An 18,480-nucleotide genomic window follows, 5' to 3' on the forward strand; every position below is an offset into this window, starting at 1 on the left:
TGATGAATGATGCGTTAATTGGTCAAGCACCCGCAACGTTACCGGTGGTGTTGATTGACACCTTCCTCAACAAACCGGTACTTGCCAGCGTGGTGCTGCCCGTATTGTTAGTGCTGGGTAATCTATTCATGCCGCAGATGACCCGTTACGAACTGGCTAGTCTGCAAGATACTCAGAATATTGAGCGTCACATTTTGAGCCGCGTTGGGTGGACGTGTATCCTAATTGCGCTGGGGGAAATTCTTGGCGGGGTAGTAATGGCCGTCTTTGATTCACAAATGGTTCACGGTGCATTGCCGTCAATTCGGGAACTTTTAATTTTCGCCTTGCTAAATGTATGGTTTGTCCCAGTATTCATGCTCTTACAGACGTTGAAGGTGACGCGCGTGAGTTTAATCGGACAGATCAGTGTGCTAGCTGCAGTCGTGGTGGTTGATTTTGGGTTAATCACGATTCCAATTGATGTGTGGCCAATTGGTTTTGGGGGCGTCACGCTGCTTTTGGTTAAGGCTTCTTGGCCAATTTTTTTAATGGACCTGGCCTCCTTAATTATTACGGTTGGTTTAGTCTGGGGGTTTAGTAAATGGCGCATCAGCACCAGCGATTATTTTGGGTGATTAAAAATGGCGTTTTGTTTGGCTTGTATCAGATGCGCATTCGCCTCACGCTACTTGGCCTTTGCCAGATAGGCATGTTACTTTGCTTGAACACTAGGGTTGTGTTTTACGGGCAAACAATCCTGCCCGGGATGACTGAATTACCAGTTAAGTGGTTAGTGATGCTAGTATTGCCCCTGATTATTATTGGGGACATGCCACGTAGGGTTATCTTTTACTACTACCCCCGGTTTTTGCCGTCTAGCCGCGGCCTTGCAATGCTGTTGACAATGGTTTGCGGCATGCTCAGTAACGTATTGCCCGTGGGAATGGCTGCTTGGGGGCTAATACCAATTTCGCCAGAATATACATTATATTTAATTGCGGCACAATCTTGCATTTTAATAATTTACAGTGCTGCAGTAATGTTGGTGTCACCCATGGTGGTGCAAGCAATAATTCTTGCAGCCTTGATTGCTGCGGTGTTCTTACCGATTACCACGCCACTTTCCTTACTGATGCTGGTTCGTTTTACTGCCGCTGCGGCGGGTAAACAGTTCGGCTTGCTGCTGGGTGGCGCGGTCATTGTTGTCGTAGCTAGTTGGTATTACCTGGGTAAGGTTGATTACGAGGTTTTGGATGGAAAAGACAGTTATTGAATTATCAAACGTTACCAAAAAGATCGGGGCACAAGTGTTACTGAACTCGGTCTCGTTGCAGCTCACGGAAGGACACGTTTATGGATTTGCGGGGCAAAATGGTGCGGGTAAGACGGTGTTATTAGAAACAATTCTTGGGTTTGTTCGGCCAACCAGCGGGAATGTGATTGTTAACGGAATTATGGTGCGGCATGACCAAATGTTTGCACCGAACGTCGGCTTTGCACTGGGGACGGACGCACTCCTGCCAATGTTTGATGGCGCAACTAATTTGGGGCTGGTTGCGCGAACAAAAGCGGAGGCAGAGCCAGGAAAAATTCAGGCGTTGCTCAAACAAGTGGGGCTGAATCCAGTTAGTAAGCAAAAGGTTCACGATTATTCGTTAGGCATGCGGCAACGGCTTAACGTGGCGTGTGCACTAGTTAATGACGACCCGATTGTCATTTTAGATGAACCAACGAACGGGTTGGACGATGCTGGTCAACGGTTTTTGAGTAAGCTTGTGGATCAACTGCGGACGGCGGGAAAAACCGTGCTGTTAACGAGCCATAACCGGGAATTTTTGATGCAGCTTAGTGATGAGATCTTTTTGGTGAACGCAGGTAATGTTAAACGGGCGGAGGCAGCTGATGAGGTGGATTAATCAACATTTCGCACTAACTTGTTGGGCTAGCCTGCTTGCAGTTTTGGTGCTTTTGTTTGTGGATGGTTGCTTGCGTTTTCCGCTGCGGCAACAAAGCGCCGGCATCAGGGTGACCCATTGTCAGCGGCACGTGGATAATTTGACGCCGGGCATAAGGTGCACGCTGCAAAGGCAGGTGCGGCGTGGTAGTCGCGTTTCGTTTTACCTGCGCATAGACGCGGATAAGCGCAGACGCTTGCCGGCAAGCAAGTTTTATTTGCGGGGGCCCAAACAGTACGTGAACATGTTTGGTGACGTTACGGTCAATGGGTCCAGTCACACGTCAATGTTGCATCCGGGAACTAACCACGTTGTCCTATCCGCGGATGACTATCAGGCTGGGCCAGCCGCGCTTGTCCACGTCATCCGCAGCAAGCAGCATTACATAATCGTTCGTGAGCGGTAAATAAAAACTCCACACGGTCTTAACCGTGTGGAGTTATTTTGTCTGGTTGCTAAGTAGCAAGCAAGCAGTTATTAGTATTCGTTGTGGTCCTCGCCGGGTGCGGTGTCTTCCAGCGCGTTCAGCAAGGCCATGTCTGCGGGACTGATGGTGAAGTCGAGCTTGGCGTTTTCGCGCACGTGGTCTTCGCCGACCGCCTTTGGTAGTGGGATAATCCCGTTTTGCAGCACGTACCGGATGGCAAGCTGGGCCACCGTGACGTTGTAGTGTGCGGCAATGGCCGAGACGTCCTTGTTGCCGAAAAGAAAACCGGTGGCAAGTGGCGAGAAGCCCTCAACCAGTAGTCCGTGTTTGCGGGCGCAATCGACGTTTTCAGCTTCACGGTAACCAATGTAAAACTGCAGTTGCAGAGCCATCGGGGTGATTGCGCAGTGGTTGTACAGGTACTCTTGGTCCGCGACGTTAAAGTTGGAAATCCCAATCGCGCGGAATTTGCCGGCCTTGTACGCATCTTCCATGGCCCGCCATGCCTCGGCGTTGCCCTCCTTGTAGTCCGCACCCAGTTCTGCCCATGGCCATGGCGCGTGGATGAGGTAAAGATCAATGTACTCTAGGTCGAGCTTGGCCAGGGACGCGTCAATTGCCGCTGCGGCGTCCGCGTAGGTCTTGGCTTCAGCGGGCAACTTGCTGGTGACGAAAACGTCTTTGCGGGCGATGCCAAAGTCGCGGATGGCGCGGCCAACACTGCCTTCGTTGCGGTATGCGCTCGCGGTGTCAATGTGGCGGTAACCGGCCTTAAGCGCGTTGGTGACGGCGGTGTACGCCACCTCACCGTCAGGAATTTGCCAGGTGCCAAAACCAACCTGGGGAATCTTGACGCCGTTTGGCAGGGTGAATGGATCTGTAATAACGCTCATGTGCAGTGCCTCCTGAAAATTTTAAGTGGGGATTTTTCCAGCCACTAACTTGGTTAACTGCATTCTATTCCTGCAGCCGTTAATCCGCAATGTGGGCAAACGGGCGGCGGATGCAGACGCTGTGCTTTTGGCAAAAAATTAAGGCACGGGGCGACCGCTGACCAGACTTTGGGCATATAATTAAAGAACAGGATTGGCAACTTTAGCGGGTGAATAAACCGCCAAATCGGCCCAAGGACTGATGCTTGTTGAATTCCGCACATGCTAACCTGTTAGTATCGAAAGTAGCAATTATTTAATAAGGAGCGATAACATGAAAAAGGCAATTGGGTGGATCATCGCGCTGGTCATTGTCGCCTTCGCGGGATTCAAGGCTTACAGTTACTGGAACAACACGTATAACGGCACGACCGCATACGCAATTGTGCAGGATTCCACGAAGAAGAAGGCCAAGACCAATAAGGGTGCTGATTATAAGGTTGATGGTCAGCAGCAGTATTATTATGAATACGACCTGAAGTGGATTACTAAGGACGGTAAGGAACTCGATGTGGACTGGGAAAGTCGGGAGAGTGCGAATCCAGAGCGGCTCGTTTCCGGCACCTACATTCGCGGTGAAGTTTCTAGCAAGCGTGTAATTAAGGGCCCGGTTTCGATTAACAAGAGCCAGGTTCCTAGTGACGTCCGTGCGAAGTTGCAATAACATGTTCACCCCGTGTGCGTGGGTTAGCCAATTGGTGGCTGATTTGTGCACACGGGGTGTTTTGCTTCTGGGGCAGACGGGTAGAATAGAGGTAAAGGCAAAAGGGGGGCGTTTGCGGTGCATTACCAACTAATCTGGCAAACCTTTCGCAGTCGGTGGACGCAATACTTGGGCGCCGCGGCGCTGTTCATTGGCGGCGGGCTGGCCGTTTTTGTGCCGCTTTTGCGGTGGCTGCTAAAAACATTGCTTGCCGCCGCGCACATCCCGTTTGTGACCGGCGTGAATGCGGGGCTTATTTTGCGCGAGCACACAATTATTTTTGGCTTGCTGGTGGCAATTAGTCTGCTCACACTTACGCTGATGTACCTGCAACTGGCGGCGTTATTGCGGACCGCTTCTGCACTGCGCCGCGGGCAAAAGGTCCGGCTTCTGCACGTGTGGCTGGGGGTATTGCGGGACATCGCGTGCATGCGGGCCCGCGGTTTTTGGCTGCTAGCGGCATTTGCGGTTGTCTACGCGCCGTTTGCCGGATTTGTGCTGGGAACAAGTCCGCTGGTGCAGGTCCAGTTGCCCCTGTTTTTGATTAGTTACCTGCTGCGCGTGCCGGCACTGGCGGCGCTGGTTGCGGCGCTCTACTCCGGAATTGCCTACTTGTCCGTGCGGCTGCTTGGGGCGCTGTGCCAGACGGTAGTTGCTGGGCGTCGTCCTAGGGCGGCGATACGCGCGAGCTGGCGGGACAGCCGCGGCCAAACGTTGCGGCTACTACTTAAGTTTGGTGGGTTAATCATTGTCCCGTGGCTTTGCGTGTACGGCTGGAGCGAAATCTGGGTGCAGCTGCAGACACTGGCAGACGGGCAAAGCTGGGCGTATGCTGCGGCTATCGTCAACCTAACAATTCTGCTGACGGGACGGCTACTGCTGCTGGCAGCGGCGGTCAGCTTGCTGGCGCTCGGGGTGCTTGCTGTGGGGGCTGAGGCGGTACCGGTCCACGCAAAGTCCAATCGGGTGCATCAGGCGTTCTGGGTGGTAATGGCGCTGGGGGTCGCGGCCATCGCCGGCTTTAGCGCTGCCTACCTGCCGGGGGCGCGCACACAGCGGCCGCTACTGATTGCCCACCGCGGGCTGGACGGCACAAACGGGGTGCAAAATACCCTGCCGGCGCTGCGCCGCACGATGAGTGAGCACCCGGATTACGTGGAGCTGGATGTGCACGAGACCCGCGACGGCCAGTTTGTTGTTTTGCACGATGAAGATTTGCGCAAACTTGCCGGAAAAAGCAAGACGCCGCGGCAACTGACACTGGCACAATTACGTGGGGTGACTGTCCGCGAAGATGGCCAGCATGCCCATTTGGCCAGCCTGGATCAGTACCTGCGCGTCGCCTTTGCCCGCAAGCAGAAGGTGATTGTGGAGCTTAAGACCACGCCACAGGACAGCCAGGACGCGGTGCAACGCTTCATTCGCCGTTATGCGGGGACACTTGTTGCACATGACAGCCGGATTCATTCCACCGATTTAGGCGCACTAGAGCAGGTGCACCAATCAGCGCCCAAGTTGTACACGAGCCTGGTGCTATCGTACGCACTGGTCACCCCGCACGCTTCGACTAAGGCGTACACCTTCGCGGCCACAACCATCGATGATCAACTGGTGGCAGCGGTGCACGACCAGCACCAGGCAGTTTGGGCGTGGACGGTTAACGACGAAGTGGGGATGCAGCAGATGCTCTTTGCGGGGGTTGATGGCATCATCACGGATAACCTGCAGCTGCTGCAAAAGGTGGTCCGGGCGCATAACGCCCACCCGGCATACGCTGCCCGCATGCGCTTTTTGTGCAACACGCTGAGTGATTTTCGGTACGTTAACCGGGTGGAGTAACTGCGGCCGGATTGGGTGGCTCAATTTAATTTAAATAGTAGCGAAAGTGCTGGTAGTCAACTAAACTAGGACTGATACCAATAAGGTAAGGGGGCGACGGGATGCTGGTTGCGATAATTGATGATGATGAGCGCACGCGGGGTGACAATGCGGCGCTGTTCATGGCGGCCAGCAGTGCGCAGCGGCCGGTGCAGGTGCACACCTATGCGAGTGCGGAGGCGTTCACCTTCGCGGCGGAACCAGTCGACCTGCTCGTGCTCGATATTCGGCTCGGGGCAGGCGTCGATGGGATGACGCTTGCCCGGCAGGTGCGCCAGCGTGACGTGGCCGTGCCCATTGTGTTCTTGAGCAACTACGACGATTACGTTTTTGATGGCTACGACGTGAACGCGCTCGGCTACATCATGAAGCCGCTGACTGCCGCCAAGGTCGACCGGATATTAACGAAGACCGCCCAGCACCAAGCGCCCCGCAGTATTCTGCTCGCCACGGACAACGGGGTCGAACGGCTGCCATTGTTTGAATTGCAGGCAGTGGAGGTGGTTAACCACGATTTGCTGTACCACACCCAGCACGGGGTTAAGACCGCGTCCGGACAATTGGCCGAGCTCATGCCCCAGTTGCCGGATAATTTTAGCCAAATTCACCGGGCGGTAGTGGTGAACCTGGATTTTGTGACCCGCATTACGGGCAGAAGTGTAATCCTGGCAGACGGCTCCGAGTTGCCCTTAGCGCGTGCACGGCAAAAAGAGCTCAAGGCGGCTTTCCTGCGGCGATTCCGGGGGTTAACTGATGATGAGTAAAATGGCTCTGCTAGTAATCGCAGTCGCCGGGGCGATGTGGTTTGCCCTGGCGGCGGCGCCAATTAAACTGAGGCTTGCCGGCCTTGCCTGCGCTCTTTTTGGTGTCATCGCAGTAGTCAGCAACCAGTTGTGGCTTGGAATTGTGCCGGTGCTCCTGGCCACAATCGTTTCCGCCTGGCGCGGACATCAGGCGCTATTCGTGAAGGTCGTCAGTGTGGCGGCCGCGCTCATCGCGCTGGTTAGCCAAATTTTCACTGGCAGCGTGTTGCCGACCGTTGCGGCGACGTTGCTACTGGCGTTAATTGCAATCTGGCACAGTCAGCGCGACTTGTGGGTGCGCATCGGCACGGCGGCATTTGCAATCGGCGCCCTGGTGCTGGTCAGCGTTAGCACCGGCTGGCAGGCGGCTGCAATCGCGTCCGGCGGTATCTTGGCCTACGCTATCATCTTGCACCTGGCGCAAACCTTCCTGCACAATCAGGATGCGGTCTTTGCGGCGGGGCTGGACAAGATGATGGCGCAGTACAGTCAGGAAGTGCAGGAATTGTACGCGGGGATGCGCGGCTGGCGGCACGACTACCACGACCACCTGCAGGCCCTCAAGGCGTACCTGCGCGGCGGCGACGTGGCAGCAGCCCGGGATTACCTGAACCAGCTGGAGGACAAGCTGGATGAGGTTGACCCGCTCGTGCACTCGGGGAACACGCTCCTTGATGCCATCGTGAACGCCAAATTAACGCTCGCTGAGCACGAGCACATTCCGACTAACGTAAAGGTATTAGTTGGGACCACACCGCTCATCGACGACGTGGACCTGGTGGTGATTGTCGGTAACTTGCTGGACAACGCCATTGAAGCCATCACCGCCCAGCCGGAGGGGGAACTGCGGCGGCTGCGGGTGTACATTAGCATCCTCAAGCAGCAGCTCTACATCTCGGTCACCAACACGCGCCCGGCGGATCAGGTCATCGACATCAACTACGCGTCGACCAAGAACGACAAGCGCGGCCTCGGCATTCGGCGCATCAACCGGCTCGTAGCCAAGTACGGCGGCGTCATTAACCGCCAGTATGCGGACGACGTGTTCGTGACCGAAATTGCGTTGCCGATTGTCGGCCAGCCGGTGCCGGCCAAATGACCTGGTGCGGCTGCGGCCAACCATTCGCGCGCAAAAACCGACCATTCACGCGGTAGTGCCCCCAAGCGGGCACTTTTTTTGTACAGTAGGGTTAACAAATTACCGAAGACTAGGTGGCACGGATGAACAAACAACAATATGGTTTCTGGAATAATTGTCGCTGGTTTCTAGGGCAACTTTGGCGTACACATCGGGGGCTGGTGGTCTCCGCCATCGCCGAGATTGTCGGGCGGATGGCCATGCTGATCCTGGGGGTACTGCTGCCGGCGCTGTTGGTTGGCGCGGTGGGCCGGGCGCACGCGGGGCTGCAATATTACATGCTAATTGCCCTTGGCCTCGCCGCCAGCACGGCCGTGGCCGGCATCCTCAGCACCATCGGCGGTGTCTATAGCTTCAACTGGGGCTCCAACCTGCGCTCCGACATCGCGGTGGACCTGCAGGATATCATCTTGGGCGTCGATTACGACCAGGCCACCGACCCGACCGTGCACAAGTTGTACGAGCAGGCGGCCGGGCGGGGAACGGCCAACACCTCATCGGGGATGCAGGCCCTCTTTTCTTACGGGGTCGCACTCATCGGCGACGTGCTCACCCTCGTGGTGTTTGTGGCCACATTGACCGCCATTACGCCGTTAATCTTCGTACTCGTCGTGCTGGCCGCCAGCGTTGCCTACGTGGCGATGGCGGGTTACCGCAAGTGGTACGGCCACGGCCATGAACACTTCACCACGGCCGTTCGCAAGCAGCGCTACCTCGAGCGTAATGCGTACGCGGTCGAAAACGGCAAGGACATCCGCATGTATGCCATGCGTGGTTGGTACCACGATCACTTGCAACAGCTCCTCGGTGAGCGTGACCTGTGGCAACGCCGGGACAGCAACCGCTTCCTCTGGGCGAACATCGCCGGGGCGGTGGCGGGCATCATCCGGGACGCGGCCAGCTACCTGTACCTGTTTGCCGGCGTGGTGGCCCGGACTGTGAGCGTGAGTCAGTTCACGCTGCTGTTCGGGATGATTAACCAGTTCGTCCAGCTGACTGATCAGCTCATCAGCGACTTGACGCGGGTGCAGACGGCCAATCGGGACCTGCTGGAAGTGCGCCAACTGTTCGACTTGGCCGCGACTAACGCCCACCGGGACGCGCTCGTGGAGTTGCCCAGCGCGCTGATGCCGCAAGCTAGCGGCCAGTTGCCGGTGACGGTGGAATTTAAAGACGTGCGTTATCGTTACCCGGGCGCCGATGCGGACAGCCTGAAGGACATCTCTTTTACCCTCGCTGCTGGGGAGAAACTGGCGCTAGTCGGGATTAACGGGGCCGGCAAGAGCACCATCGCCAAGCTGATGATGGGGCTGATGCACCCCACTTCTGGCCAGATTCTCTACAACGGCATCGATGCGCAGACGCTCAGCCGCCAGCAGTGTTACGACTTGTTCGCACCGGTGTTTCAGGAGACGACCATCCTGGCGATGAGTGTGGCTCAAAACGTGGCGCCGGTGGCCACACCGGACACCGCGCGGGTACAGGCGGCCGTCGACCAGGCGGGGCTCACCGCTAAGGTTGCCGCGCTACCGCAGGGTCTGGAGACACCGATGACCAAGAACTACGAGGACGACGGGGTCGAATTCTCCGGCGGCCAGGCGCAGCGGCTGATGTTGGCCCGGGCGTTGTACAAGGACGCGCCGGTATTAATATTGGACGAACCCACGGCGGCGCTAGACCCGATTGCCGAAAACGAGGTCTACAACGAGTACGCCCAGTTGACGCGGGGCAAGAGTTCGCTGTTTATCAGTCACCGTCTCGCCAGTACCCGGTTTTGTGACCGCATCATTTTCTTGGCGGACGGGCGCATCGTCCAGAGTGGGACCCACGCCGACTTGATGCGCGCGGGCGGCCCGTACGCGGACATGTTTGCGGTCCAGGCCAAGTATTACGCTGCAGATAAGGAGGCCTTTACTGATGGCGAAAACTGAATCATTACCGACGCGCTACCTGCGCGTGGTGCGGGTCATTAACCAGATGGACCCCTGGGCGCTGCCGGCGGAGTTCGCCTACGCGGTCAGCCGTTCGGGTGGGCCGTACATCAACATCGCCTTCCTAGGCATCCTGCTCAACCGGATGACGGCCGGGACGAATCTCCGCGCATTGCTGCCGGTGATGCTGTGGTTCCTCGGCCTGCGTTTTGGGATTGCCATCCTCAACTTTTGGCTGCAAAAAGTCACCAGTGACCACCAGCAACTGGTCAACAGCCGGCTGGACGCCACGACGACCGAAAAGCTGCTGACGGTCTCCTACGCCAACCTTGATGACCCGCAGATGCGGGCCGACTACACGACGGCCAAGCGGGGGACTGGGAGTAACGGCGGGCTCACCACCCTGCTGCGGCACGGATTCGTCGACTTCTTTGGGCTGCTGGTGGCGCTGGGATTTGCCGTCTCCATGTTCGCCGTGCTGGTCCGGGTGCACGTGCCCGGCCACTTTGGCTTTGCCGGGTTCGTCAACTCCCCGTTCTACCTAGTCGTGCTGGTATTGCTGCTGCTCGTGCCGTTTGCGCTGTCCGTCGTCGTGATTCCTAAGGGCGATGCGATTATTCAGGCGATGATGGCGATGAGCCAGCACGTCAACGCGATGTACAGTTACTTCTTGAGTCTCGTGGAGAACATGCAAAACGGCCCGCTGATCCGGCTGTACAACGCCCGCCGCGGCATCATTGATGAGGAGCGGCGGCAAATCGATGCGGCCGACGACAACTTTCTGACCGCCGACCTGCACTCGACGCTGTACGTCATGTGGCCGGGGGTCGTGGCGAGCCTGATTACTGGCGTGCTGTACGTGCTGGTGGGCCTGCCGGTGTTTGCCGGCGTTTTAACCATCGGGACGGCCATCATGGCGGTGGGTTACCTCGAACAATTCATGACCAGCTTCACGGCGTTCATGAAGGACATCAGCGATTACAACAACATGGTGGGTTACCTGCAGTACTACGCCCGGTTCCTCGCGCTGCCCGATTACGCCAGCGACGCGCACTTGCCGGTGGAGAAACGCGACGACGGTGACTACGCGTTTGAGTTCCACGACGTTTCCTTCAAGTACCCGGGCAGCGACGAGTGGGCGCTGCGCCACGTACACCTCGAGTTGCACGTGGGTGAACGGCTGGCCATCGTCGGGCTCAACGGCTCGGGTAAGACCACGCTGGTAAAGCTGTTGACGCGGCTGTACACGCCGACCAGCGGGCAGATTACGCTCAACGACATCGACATTCAGAAGTACGACGAGGCGGAGTACCGTGGCCTACTCGCCGTGGTCTTCCAGGACTTCAAGCTGTTTGCCTATTCCATTGCCGAAAACGTTGCGGCCAGTAGTACGGTTGACCGCGATCGCGTGTGGCAGGCGCTGGACGTCGCGGATGTGGCTGACCGGGTCCGCGAGTTGCCGCACACCATCGACACGCCGGTGGGGACGGACATGGATGAAAGTGGCGTGCAGCTGTCCGGTGGCGAGGCGCAGAAGGTGGCCATTGCCCGTGCGTGGTACAAGGACGCACCACTGGTCATTCTCGACGAACCAACCGCAGCGCTGGACCCGCTGTCGGAATACGCGATTTACCAGCGGTTCGATCAACTAATTGGGAATAAGACCGCCATCTACATCAGTCACCGAATGAGTTCCACACGTTTTGCGCAGCGCATTGCGGTGTTTAAGGATGGTGAGCTCGTTGAAATGGGCAACCACGAATCTCTGATGGCTGCTGGCGGATTGTACAAGGAACTGTTTAGCGCTCAGGCGCAGTACTATCAAAAGTAAGGAAAAAGGCTTGACCGCGGTTGTGGTCAAGCCTTTTTGCATGGACGGTTAACAACGCATGCCGCCGCTAGTTGTGCGCGCCGCGTTGAAGAAGCTAGTGCTGGTGAACAGCCTCGTTCAGGCGTTTGCGGCTTTTGGCTGTCCACGTCTGCACATCGCGTTCAGCGAGCATGTTGTCAACGAAACCGGCAACATCGGACCCAATGAGATCTTGCACCGCGATGCCATTTGCGGCGCCCTCCGTGAAGAAATCGATGAGCTCATACAGGGCGCTCATGGTGTCCATACCGTCACCGGCAGTGTTGCTCCACATGTAGTTTTGAATCGCCTTGTAGGCCCGTTGATAGTCTTTGGGTAGTGCCTGCATCCGGCCAATCTGTTCCTTGTACTTTTGCTTGTCGTTAATCACTTGCCGCATGTAACTAATTGTGAGGTATTTAAACCAAGTTGGTTTAGCCATTATTTTGCTCCCTTCAAAGTATTCATCTGACCTTCAATGAATTGCCAGCGTTGCCAGAACGTCGCCAGTTCAACTTGGCCGGCCGCGTTCAAAGCGTAAAACTTGCGCATTGGTCCCTGTGTGGACTTTTTGCTGCTGACGGTCACTAGCTGTTTTTTCTCCAGCCGGAGTAGCACGGTGTAGACGGTGCCCTGGGCGATGTCGTCAAACCCCATTTGCTGCAGACGACTCGTAATCTCGTAGCCGTAAGTTTCGTGTTCATTAATGATTTCCAGAATGATGCCCTCAAGAATGCCCTTGAGCATCTCGGTCGTTCCGTTCATAGTGACACGCCCTCTCTACTTAGCGTTATAAGGTACTGGTACATAGTAAAACTAAGTAGGCGAATTGGTCAAGTCTTTTGCCAAAAATCATGGGGTTCGGCACAATAAAACGCCATATTTACAGAAAACGGGGTCTTAAATGTTCCAAGTTATGTAAATGTGGTTGCTGATTTGGTATATTAGGGAACAGGTTATTTGATTTCGAGTGTAAAGTGGAAGGCTACGCAATGGTAACTGTTTTTAATACGGGTTTTTGGTTATTTTTCTTCATGATGGGTTTGGTGGCGACGATTGACTGTATCGATGACTTCGGTGCGGAAGTGAGTATGCGCCTTTTGCGACGAGTAATTAGCCCGGCGATTCAGGTGGCGGTGTACGTGCTCGCAATTATTTTGATTTTGAAAACGTTGCGGCTGATGGGGACCACGTACACGTGGACCGCCAACGCGCTGCGGATTGGGTCGCTGCTGTATGTCAGCACGCGCATGGATGATGAGCGGGTGCACGCGGGCATGCTCATGTGTGTTTTCATCACGTATTACCCATATTGGCAATTTAACTTGGTTTCCATGGCGGGACTGGTTTTGGCGCTGGCGGTATTGCAGCTGATGAATCACTACCGCAAATGGATTCGGGCACATCTGCAGCGCCTGATAAGCGTCACGGTTGCTGCCAGTGTTTTGTTTTGGCAGGTGACGAGGGTCGCTTATGGCTACGATTTCGCAACCACGCTTGGCGTGACCGCGATATTTCTGGCCATCATGGGCACAACCAACCTGTACGACCGGCTCATGGCATACCGCCGCAGCCGTCACCGTCAGCTTAAGCGGAGCAATAATCACGATGAGCTAACCGATGCGCGCAGTTTGGCCCTGTTCAAAAAGGATTTTCACACGTACCAGAACATGATGCACGCGGAACACAAGAACCTGCACCTTGCGATAATTGATATTGACCACTTCAAACATATTAACGACACTTACGGCCACCTTGTTGGTAATGAGGTGCTCAAGCGGTTCGTTCGCGATATTGATGCGTACCTCGTGGCGATGCCGTACTATACGAACGTTTACCGCACTGGCGGGGAAGAGTTCAGCGTTCTGATGTACGACCTGACGGATTCCGAGGCGAAAGCGGCGATGGATGCGTATGCGGTTCGGCTGCGGCGCCTGCTCGTGACCAAGATTAATCCCAACTTGCGGATCACACTGTCGATTGGGATTACCAAAATTGCTGCTGACGATGAACCACTCAGCCAGTTTATGGAACGCGCGGACAACAACCTGTACGGGGCGAAACGGTCTGGGCGCAACCACGTCGTCCAGGCCAATTAGTGCATAACCACATTCCGCTATAGTTGTCCGGCAGCGACAGCGTGGTTGCTGAGGTAGACCAGTGGCGTCGCTCCGCGTTGTGGGGTTTGGCCTCCGGGTCCGGGCTGGGCCTCGGGTGTGCTTCGCCGTGGTCGCTGTGGCGGTCGTCTGGAGCCGGAAGTACGCCGTCTCCAGACTAAAAATTTAGCTTTGCATCGTCGCAGCCTGAGTCTAACTCGTTCGCTACGTAGCGATTAAATTTTCGGTCTATCTCGTAATCAACATTCCGACAGCTCCTCAATGCAAATCTAAATTTTTCCCACAAAGAAAAAGGGGTGTGCCAACCGCAAAAACCGCGGTCGTCACACCTCTTTTCTTTGTTGCCACGGCTAGGCGGCACACCCGAGACCCAGCCCGGACCCTCCGGCCAAACCCCACAACGCTCCGCTGGATAGCGCATAGATTCAGACTAGGCACCAACTTTAAGGAGGGGAACTGAGCAGGTTTGAGGTAATTACCTTGGTTGTGGATTTCTCAATTGTACTCAGAATTCGCGAGCAAGAACTTTAACCAACGTTGTAGCGACTGGGTGGGGCCGGTGCGTGTGTAGTGCGGCTGGGATTTTCCTGTGAAAGCTATGGTGAGAGAAGACCGGTGCGGTTTTTGCATCGGGCTTCTCCACACCATAGCCGGCAAAAATTAAGACCCGCTGGAGAAGCAATGCTTCCCAACAGGTCCTAACAACACGTATTAAGTTCGTAACCCGAAGAACGGTGAGGCGGGGCTGAATTTTTAGGTTGAAGACCCGGTTTTTGGGGCTTCAACCGGCCGCACGGAAAATCCCAGCCGCACGGAACGCGCACCGGCGCCGCCCAGTCGCGGCCCCTATACCACTTGGTATTAGGCGTTCAGAACCTGGTTCAGGAACGTTTGCAGGCGTGGGTGGTTCGGGTGGTCGAAGATTTGCTCCGGCGTGCCCTGCTCGAGGATGTGGCCGTCGCCGAAGAAGACGACGCGGTCCGCAACTTCTTTTGCAAAGCCCATTTCGTGCGTCACAATCACCATGGTCATGCCCTGCCGCGCGAGCTTGCGCATAACGGCGAGCACGTCGCCGACCATCTCGGGGTCCAGCGCGCTGGTTGGTTCATCGAACAGCATAATCTCCGGCTTCATGGCCAGGGCGCGCGCAATAGCCACGCGCTGTTTTTGGCCCCCGGACAACGAATTTGGCATTTCGTCAGCCTTTTCGCTGAGCCCCACGGTGGCGAGCAGCTTGTCTGCCTCCGCATTGGCCGTTGCCTTGTCCATCACGCCCAGCTCAATCGGGGCGAGGGTGATGTTGTCGCGAACGGACATGTTCGGGAAAAGGTTGAAGTGCTGGAACACCATCCCGATTTTTTCACGGATTGCGTTGATGTTCACACCCGGTTTTGCGATGTCGACGTTGTCAATCATGATGGAGCCACTGGTGGTGGTTTCCAGTCCATTGATCATGCGCAACACCGTGCTTTTCCCGGCACCAGACGGGCCAATCAGCACGACGACTTCATTGTCTTGCACCTGCAGGTCGACACCTTTAATCACATCGTTGTTGCCGTACTGCTTGTGCACGTTTTTCATTTCTACTCGCGTTGTCATTATGCGTTCACCTTCTTTTGTACCCAGTTCGATAGCCATGTCAGCAACGTGATGATGATGAGGTACATCAGCGCGACCATGGTCCAAATCTTGAAGCCTTCCATGTTGCGGGCGATGATGATTTTCCCGGTTTGGGTTAATTCGAGCAGGCCGATGACGGACAGGATGGAGGTATCCTTCAGGGTGATGATGAATTGGTTAATGAAGGAAGGAATCATAATTTTAATCCCCTGGGGCAAAATCACGCGGCGCATGGCCTTGCTCCAAGGCAGCCCGAGAGAGCGTGCTGCTTCCATTTGCCCCTTGTCGACGGAGCCAATCCCGCCCTTAACGAACGCGGCGGTGTAGGCCCCCTCATTCAGCGTGAGGGTGACAATGCCGGCGACGAATGCCGGAATCTTGGTGCCCGTTAGACTCGGGATTCCGGTGTAAATGAGCAGGGCGAGCACCATGAGTGGCAGACCACGGAAAATGTAGATGAAGGTCGTGGCGGTGCCCTGCGCCAATTTGTTCGGAATTACGCCAAGCAGGCCGATGAGAATCCCCACCACGGTGGCACAGACGATGGCGACCACCGTCAGCAGCAGCGTTTCGCCGAGCCCGCCCATGAGGGTTCCGCTGTTGGTTTTGAGTAAGCCCAGGAAGGAGTGGTCGGTTTCTTGGGTGCTGTCGTTCTTTTCCTTCTGTGACTTATTGCTGCCGGTGCCGAGGTACTTAGCAACAATCTTGTCGTACTGGCCATTCGCCTTCAGCTTCTTGATGCCGGCGTTGACCTTGGCGAGTAGTTCGGGCTCACCCTTTTTGATGGCAATCCCGTACGTGCCGGATTCAGCGGGCTTGGTGAAAATTTTGAGGGCCAGCCCCGTCGCAATCCCGTACTGCATAACCGGCTGATCCTCAAAACAAGCGGCGGAGTTGCCGGTGATGACGTCCTGGTACACGTTGTTGGAATCGTCGAACGTCACCACGGTTAGGTTGTACTTCTTCTTGATGGAGTTAACGTAATCGGCGGAGGCTGTCCCGGTCTTCACGGCCACTTTTTTGCCGCGCAGATCGTTCAGGCTCTTAATGTGTGCGCCAGTTTTGGCGGCGCCGACAACCCCAGATGTGTAGTAGGGGTCGGACATGGCGAACTTGGCCTGACGCTCAGGGGTGATGCTCATGCCGGCAATGACACCGTCAATCTGCTTGGCTTCAAGTGCTTGCACCGCGGCGTTAAACCCGAGTGGCTTGATGTTGACCTTAAACCCTTCTGTCTTGGCGATTGCGTTCATCAAATCAATGTCGATGCCGACGTACTGATTGTCCTTGTTCGCAAATTCGAACGGAGCAAACGTCACATCCGTCCCAATCGTGTAAGTCTTCTCAGCCGCATGCACCGACTGTGGTGCAAGGAATGCTACCACAGTGATAAACGTTGCAACTAAGGCGGTCCAGAACCAACTACGCTTCATTTGTGCCACCACTTTCTGTAAAAAATAATGGTTTAAGGATAGCGTAAAGTTATGGTAAATGTCCATGGATTATGTCAGCTTATCTAACAAACAACAGCTCGTGCGGCAAAAATAATGTGTTTTTGCCACACGAGCTGTCGGTTTAAATGTTAGTTAGACGTAGAAATTAGTATGCTAATGGCGCATCACTTCGGCCGGGGACCTAAACTATCAGTGCCGGCTGTGGCGCCCGGGGCCACGCTCGCCGCGCAGCGTTGCCCGGAGCTGGACGGTATAGATGATGATGTTGCGCGCAAAGTAAACGGCAATAACGATAAAGATGAGCAGGATAAGCAAGCCTGCCCCGGTTATCCCGGTACCATCCAGCTGGGTCGTGATTAGTATCTGGCCAAAGAAGAGCGCGGCGAACGCGATAAAAAAGGCGATGTTCAAGGTGAAGCTGACAATGCCCAGAATATTTTGGCGTGCATGAAAGCCCCCGTCGTGATCGAGTTTAAACGGATCATCCACGACAATCAGAATCTCAAAGAGTATTTGCAGAATGAATTCCATGGTGTTGACCTACCTGTTAGCGGGATGGCTGCGTGCGCGTTATTGCAGTTACTTTAGGCGGCGGCGCTGTTTCTTTGGTTGCCAGCTCATGGCGAAGACTGCCGTCAGCACCGTGATTATACCGATAAACTGGAGCGGGTGGAAGTCTAGGTTCAAAAACAATACGGACAGGATGGTGGCGGTCATCGGCTCAAAATTGCCAATCATGCTGGCAACCGCGGGCGCGAGGATTTTGAGGCTGGATACGTACAAAATGTAGGCAAGCAGGGTTGCCCCGAAAATGACGAAGGCAACGGCGAGCCACAATGCCGGCGTGAGGCCCTTGGGCAACCGCCACATCGGGTGCAGGAAGTTGACGACGATGCCGCCCAGCATTAGCCCCCAACCAACCACAACCGTTGGCGCGTAGTGGTTCAGCAATTTGCGCGGCAGTATTGTGTACGCGACCCCGGTGCAGGCACCCATGAAGCCCCAGAAGATTGCGAGGAGCGGCACCCCAAGTTCGTGGACGTTCCCGTTTGTCACCAGGAGAAACACCCCGCAGAGCGCGGCGATGATGGCAATGGTGTCGATGGGGCGGGGCAGACTCTTCTGGCGTACCGACACGATGATGGTAATCATGGCCGGGACTAATGCCAGCAAGATGGTCGCCACGGCGGCGTTCCCGTAGTAAATTGCCAGCAGGTAGGTTAGCTGCGCGGCGGCGACGCCAAACAAACCGAATGCGGCTAGACGCCCCCGCAAGTGTTTATCCCGCCAGATGGCCCAGATGTTTTGCTGAGATAAGGCGGCGATGATGAGCATCACCAGGCCGCTCCAGAACATGCGCATGCCGCTGAGCCATTGCGGTGTGGCGGTCGTGTGGTTGAAGATAATGTTGCTGCAAACGCCGCCAACACCCCACATGCAAGTGCCGATGCCGGCCTGGATTGCGGCACGTAATTTAGTTTTTGCCATTATGTATGTATCCTTTCAGAACCCGCAGAAAAAAGCGCGGGCCGCTTGCGTGAAACAGGCGGGAATGCCTGCGTTTATGTTTGACCGCTAGTAACCAGTATAGAATTTTGGGGGGCATCTGGCTATGACGAATTGTCAACTCAAGTGCAACTTTTTACCCAGGTAAACTTCTGATGGCGTCTTCCAGCCTAGGACCTTGCGTG

18 protein-coding genes are annotated in these 18,480 nt (G+C 55.6%); 11 read left to right on the forward strand and 7 right to left on the reverse strand.

The features are described 5' to 3' along the window. Positions 1–2 precede the first annotated feature (2 nt). From EKN00_RS09220 to EKN00_RS09235, 4 genes are read left to right on the forward strand one after another with little or no spacing between them, the layout of a single operon-like run. Positions 3–617, forward strand: coding sequence for a hypothetical protein (locus EKN00_RS09220; protein ID WP_127849841.1), 615 nt, complete (start codon positions 3–5; stop codon positions 615–617). Beyond that, positions 584–1,255, forward strand: coding sequence for a hypothetical protein (locus EKN00_RS09225; RefSeq protein WP_127849843.1), 672 nt, complete (start codon positions 584–586; stop codon positions 1,253–1,255). Before EKN00_RS09220 ends, EKN00_RS09225 begins: the two co-directional genes overlap by 34 nt. Further along, on the forward strand, positions 1,236–1,898 hold the full coding sequence (locus EKN00_RS09230) for an ABC transporter ATP-binding protein (protein WP_127849845.1): 663 nt from the start codon (positions 1,236–1,238) through the stop codon (positions 1,896–1,898). The genes EKN00_RS09225 and EKN00_RS09230 overlap by 20 nt, the downstream gene beginning before the upstream one ends. Beyond that, positions 1,885–2,343 (forward strand): hypothetical protein, encoded by a 459-nt coding sequence (locus EKN00_RS09235; protein ID WP_127849846.1) that lies wholly within the window; start codon positions 1,885–1,887, stop codon positions 2,341–2,343. Before EKN00_RS09230 ends, EKN00_RS09235 begins: the two co-directional genes overlap by 14 nt. 71 nt (positions 2,344–2,414) lie before the next feature. Here the strand turns inward: EKN00_RS09235 and EKN00_RS09240 are convergent, their stop codons facing one another. Then, on the reverse strand, positions 2,415–3,257 hold the full coding sequence (locus EKN00_RS09240; protein ID WP_127849848.1) for an aldo/keto reductase: 843 nt from the start codon (positions 3,255–3,257) through the stop codon (positions 2,415–2,417). Positions 3,258–3,570: 313 nt separating this feature from the next. Between EKN00_RS09240 and EKN00_RS09245 the strand changes: the two genes are divergently transcribed. The 6 genes from EKN00_RS09245 (at position 3,571) to EKN00_RS09270 (ending at position 11,580) form a co-directional block, all read left to right on the forward strand. Next, entirely contained in the window at positions 3,571–3,960 is a 390-nt protein-coding gene (locus EKN00_RS09245; protein ID WP_127849850.1) for a DUF1093 domain-containing protein, read from the forward strand. A gap of 117 nt (positions 3,961–4,077) precedes the next feature. Continuing rightward, complete coding sequence (locus EKN00_RS09250; protein WP_127849852.1) at positions 4,078–5,838, forward strand: glycerophosphodiester phosphodiesterase; 1,761 nt, start codon at positions 4,078–4,080, stop codon at positions 5,836–5,838. A gap of 101 nt (positions 5,839–5,939) precedes the next feature. After that, entirely contained in the window at positions 5,940–6,641 is a 702-nt protein-coding gene (locus tag EKN00_RS09255) for a LytR/AlgR family response regulator transcription factor (protein WP_127849854.1), read from the forward strand. After that, entirely contained in the window at positions 6,631–7,779 is a 1,149-nt protein-coding gene (locus EKN00_RS11115) for a sensor histidine kinase (protein WP_421825776.1), read from the forward strand. Before EKN00_RS09255 ends, EKN00_RS11115 begins: the two co-directional genes overlap by 11 nt. A gap of 122 nt (positions 7,780–7,901) precedes the next feature. Then, the gene (locus EKN00_RS09265) at positions 7,902–9,749 is read left to right on the forward strand and encodes an ABC transporter ATP-binding protein (protein ID WP_127849856.1); all 1,848 of its coding nucleotides are present in this window, start codon (positions 7,902–7,904) and stop codon (positions 9,747–9,749) included. Further along, complete coding sequence (locus EKN00_RS09270; protein WP_127849858.1) at positions 9,736–11,580, forward strand: ABC transporter ATP-binding protein; 1,845 nt, start codon at positions 9,736–9,738, stop codon at positions 11,578–11,580. Before EKN00_RS09265 ends, EKN00_RS09270 begins: the two co-directional genes overlap by 14 nt. 94 nt (positions 11,581–11,674) lie before the next feature. Here the strand turns inward: EKN00_RS09270 and EKN00_RS09275 are convergent, their stop codons facing one another. Together EKN00_RS09275 and EKN00_RS09280 are read right to left on the reverse strand one after the other, a co-directional pair. Further along, on the reverse strand, positions 11,675–12,040 hold the full coding sequence (locus EKN00_RS09275; RefSeq protein ID WP_127849860.1) for a DUF1048 domain-containing protein: 366 nt from the start codon (positions 12,038–12,040) through the stop codon (positions 11,675–11,677). Next, the gene (locus EKN00_RS09280) at positions 12,040–12,363 is read right to left on the reverse strand and encodes a PadR family transcriptional regulator (RefSeq protein WP_127849861.1); all 324 of its coding nucleotides are present in this window, start codon (positions 12,361–12,363) and stop codon (positions 12,040–12,042) included. The genes EKN00_RS09275 and EKN00_RS09280 overlap by 1 nt, the downstream gene beginning before the upstream one ends. Positions 12,364–12,590: 227 nt before the next feature. Here EKN00_RS09280 and EKN00_RS09285 point away from each other — a divergent pair, with 227 nt between their 5' ends. Then, positions 12,591–13,697, forward strand: a complete 1,107-nt coding sequence (locus EKN00_RS09285) for a GGDEF domain-containing protein (RefSeq protein ID WP_127849863.1) — start codon at positions 12,591–12,593, stop codon at positions 13,695–13,697. 879 nt (positions 13,698–14,576) lie between these two features. On the opposite strand, the gene EKN00_RS09290 is transcribed toward EKN00_RS09285, so the two are convergent. The 4 genes from EKN00_RS09290 to EKN00_RS09305 form a co-directional block, all read right to left on the reverse strand. After that, complete coding sequence (locus EKN00_RS09290; protein ID WP_127849874.1) at positions 14,577–15,317, reverse strand: amino acid ABC transporter ATP-binding protein; 741 nt, start codon at positions 15,315–15,317, stop codon at positions 14,577–14,579. Further along, positions 15,314–16,768 carry an amino acid ABC transporter substrate-binding protein/permease gene (locus EKN00_RS09295; protein ID WP_127849865.1) on the reverse strand — a complete coding sequence of 485 codons (1,455 nt, stop codon included), beginning with the start codon at positions 16,766–16,768 and terminating at the stop codon, positions 15,314–15,316. The genes EKN00_RS09290 and EKN00_RS09295 overlap by 4 nt, the downstream gene beginning before the upstream one ends. 210 nt (positions 16,769–16,978) lie before the next feature. Further along, a complete protein-coding gene (locus tag EKN00_RS09300) occupies positions 16,979–17,320 on the reverse strand; it encodes a hypothetical protein (protein WP_127849867.1) in 342 nt (113 codons plus the stop codon). A 48-nt stretch (positions 17,321–17,368) separates the two neighbouring features. Next, positions 17,369–18,277, reverse strand: coding sequence for a DMT family transporter (locus EKN00_RS09305; RefSeq protein WP_127849868.1), 909 nt, complete (start codon positions 18,275–18,277; stop codon positions 17,369–17,371). Positions 18,278–18,480 lie beyond the last annotated feature (203 nt).

The sequence above is a fragment of the Lacticaseibacillus hulanensis genome (assembly GCF_004010095.1).
GTDB lineage: Bacteria > Bacillota > Bacilli > Lactobacillales > Lactobacillaceae > Lacticaseibacillus > Lacticaseibacillus hulanensis.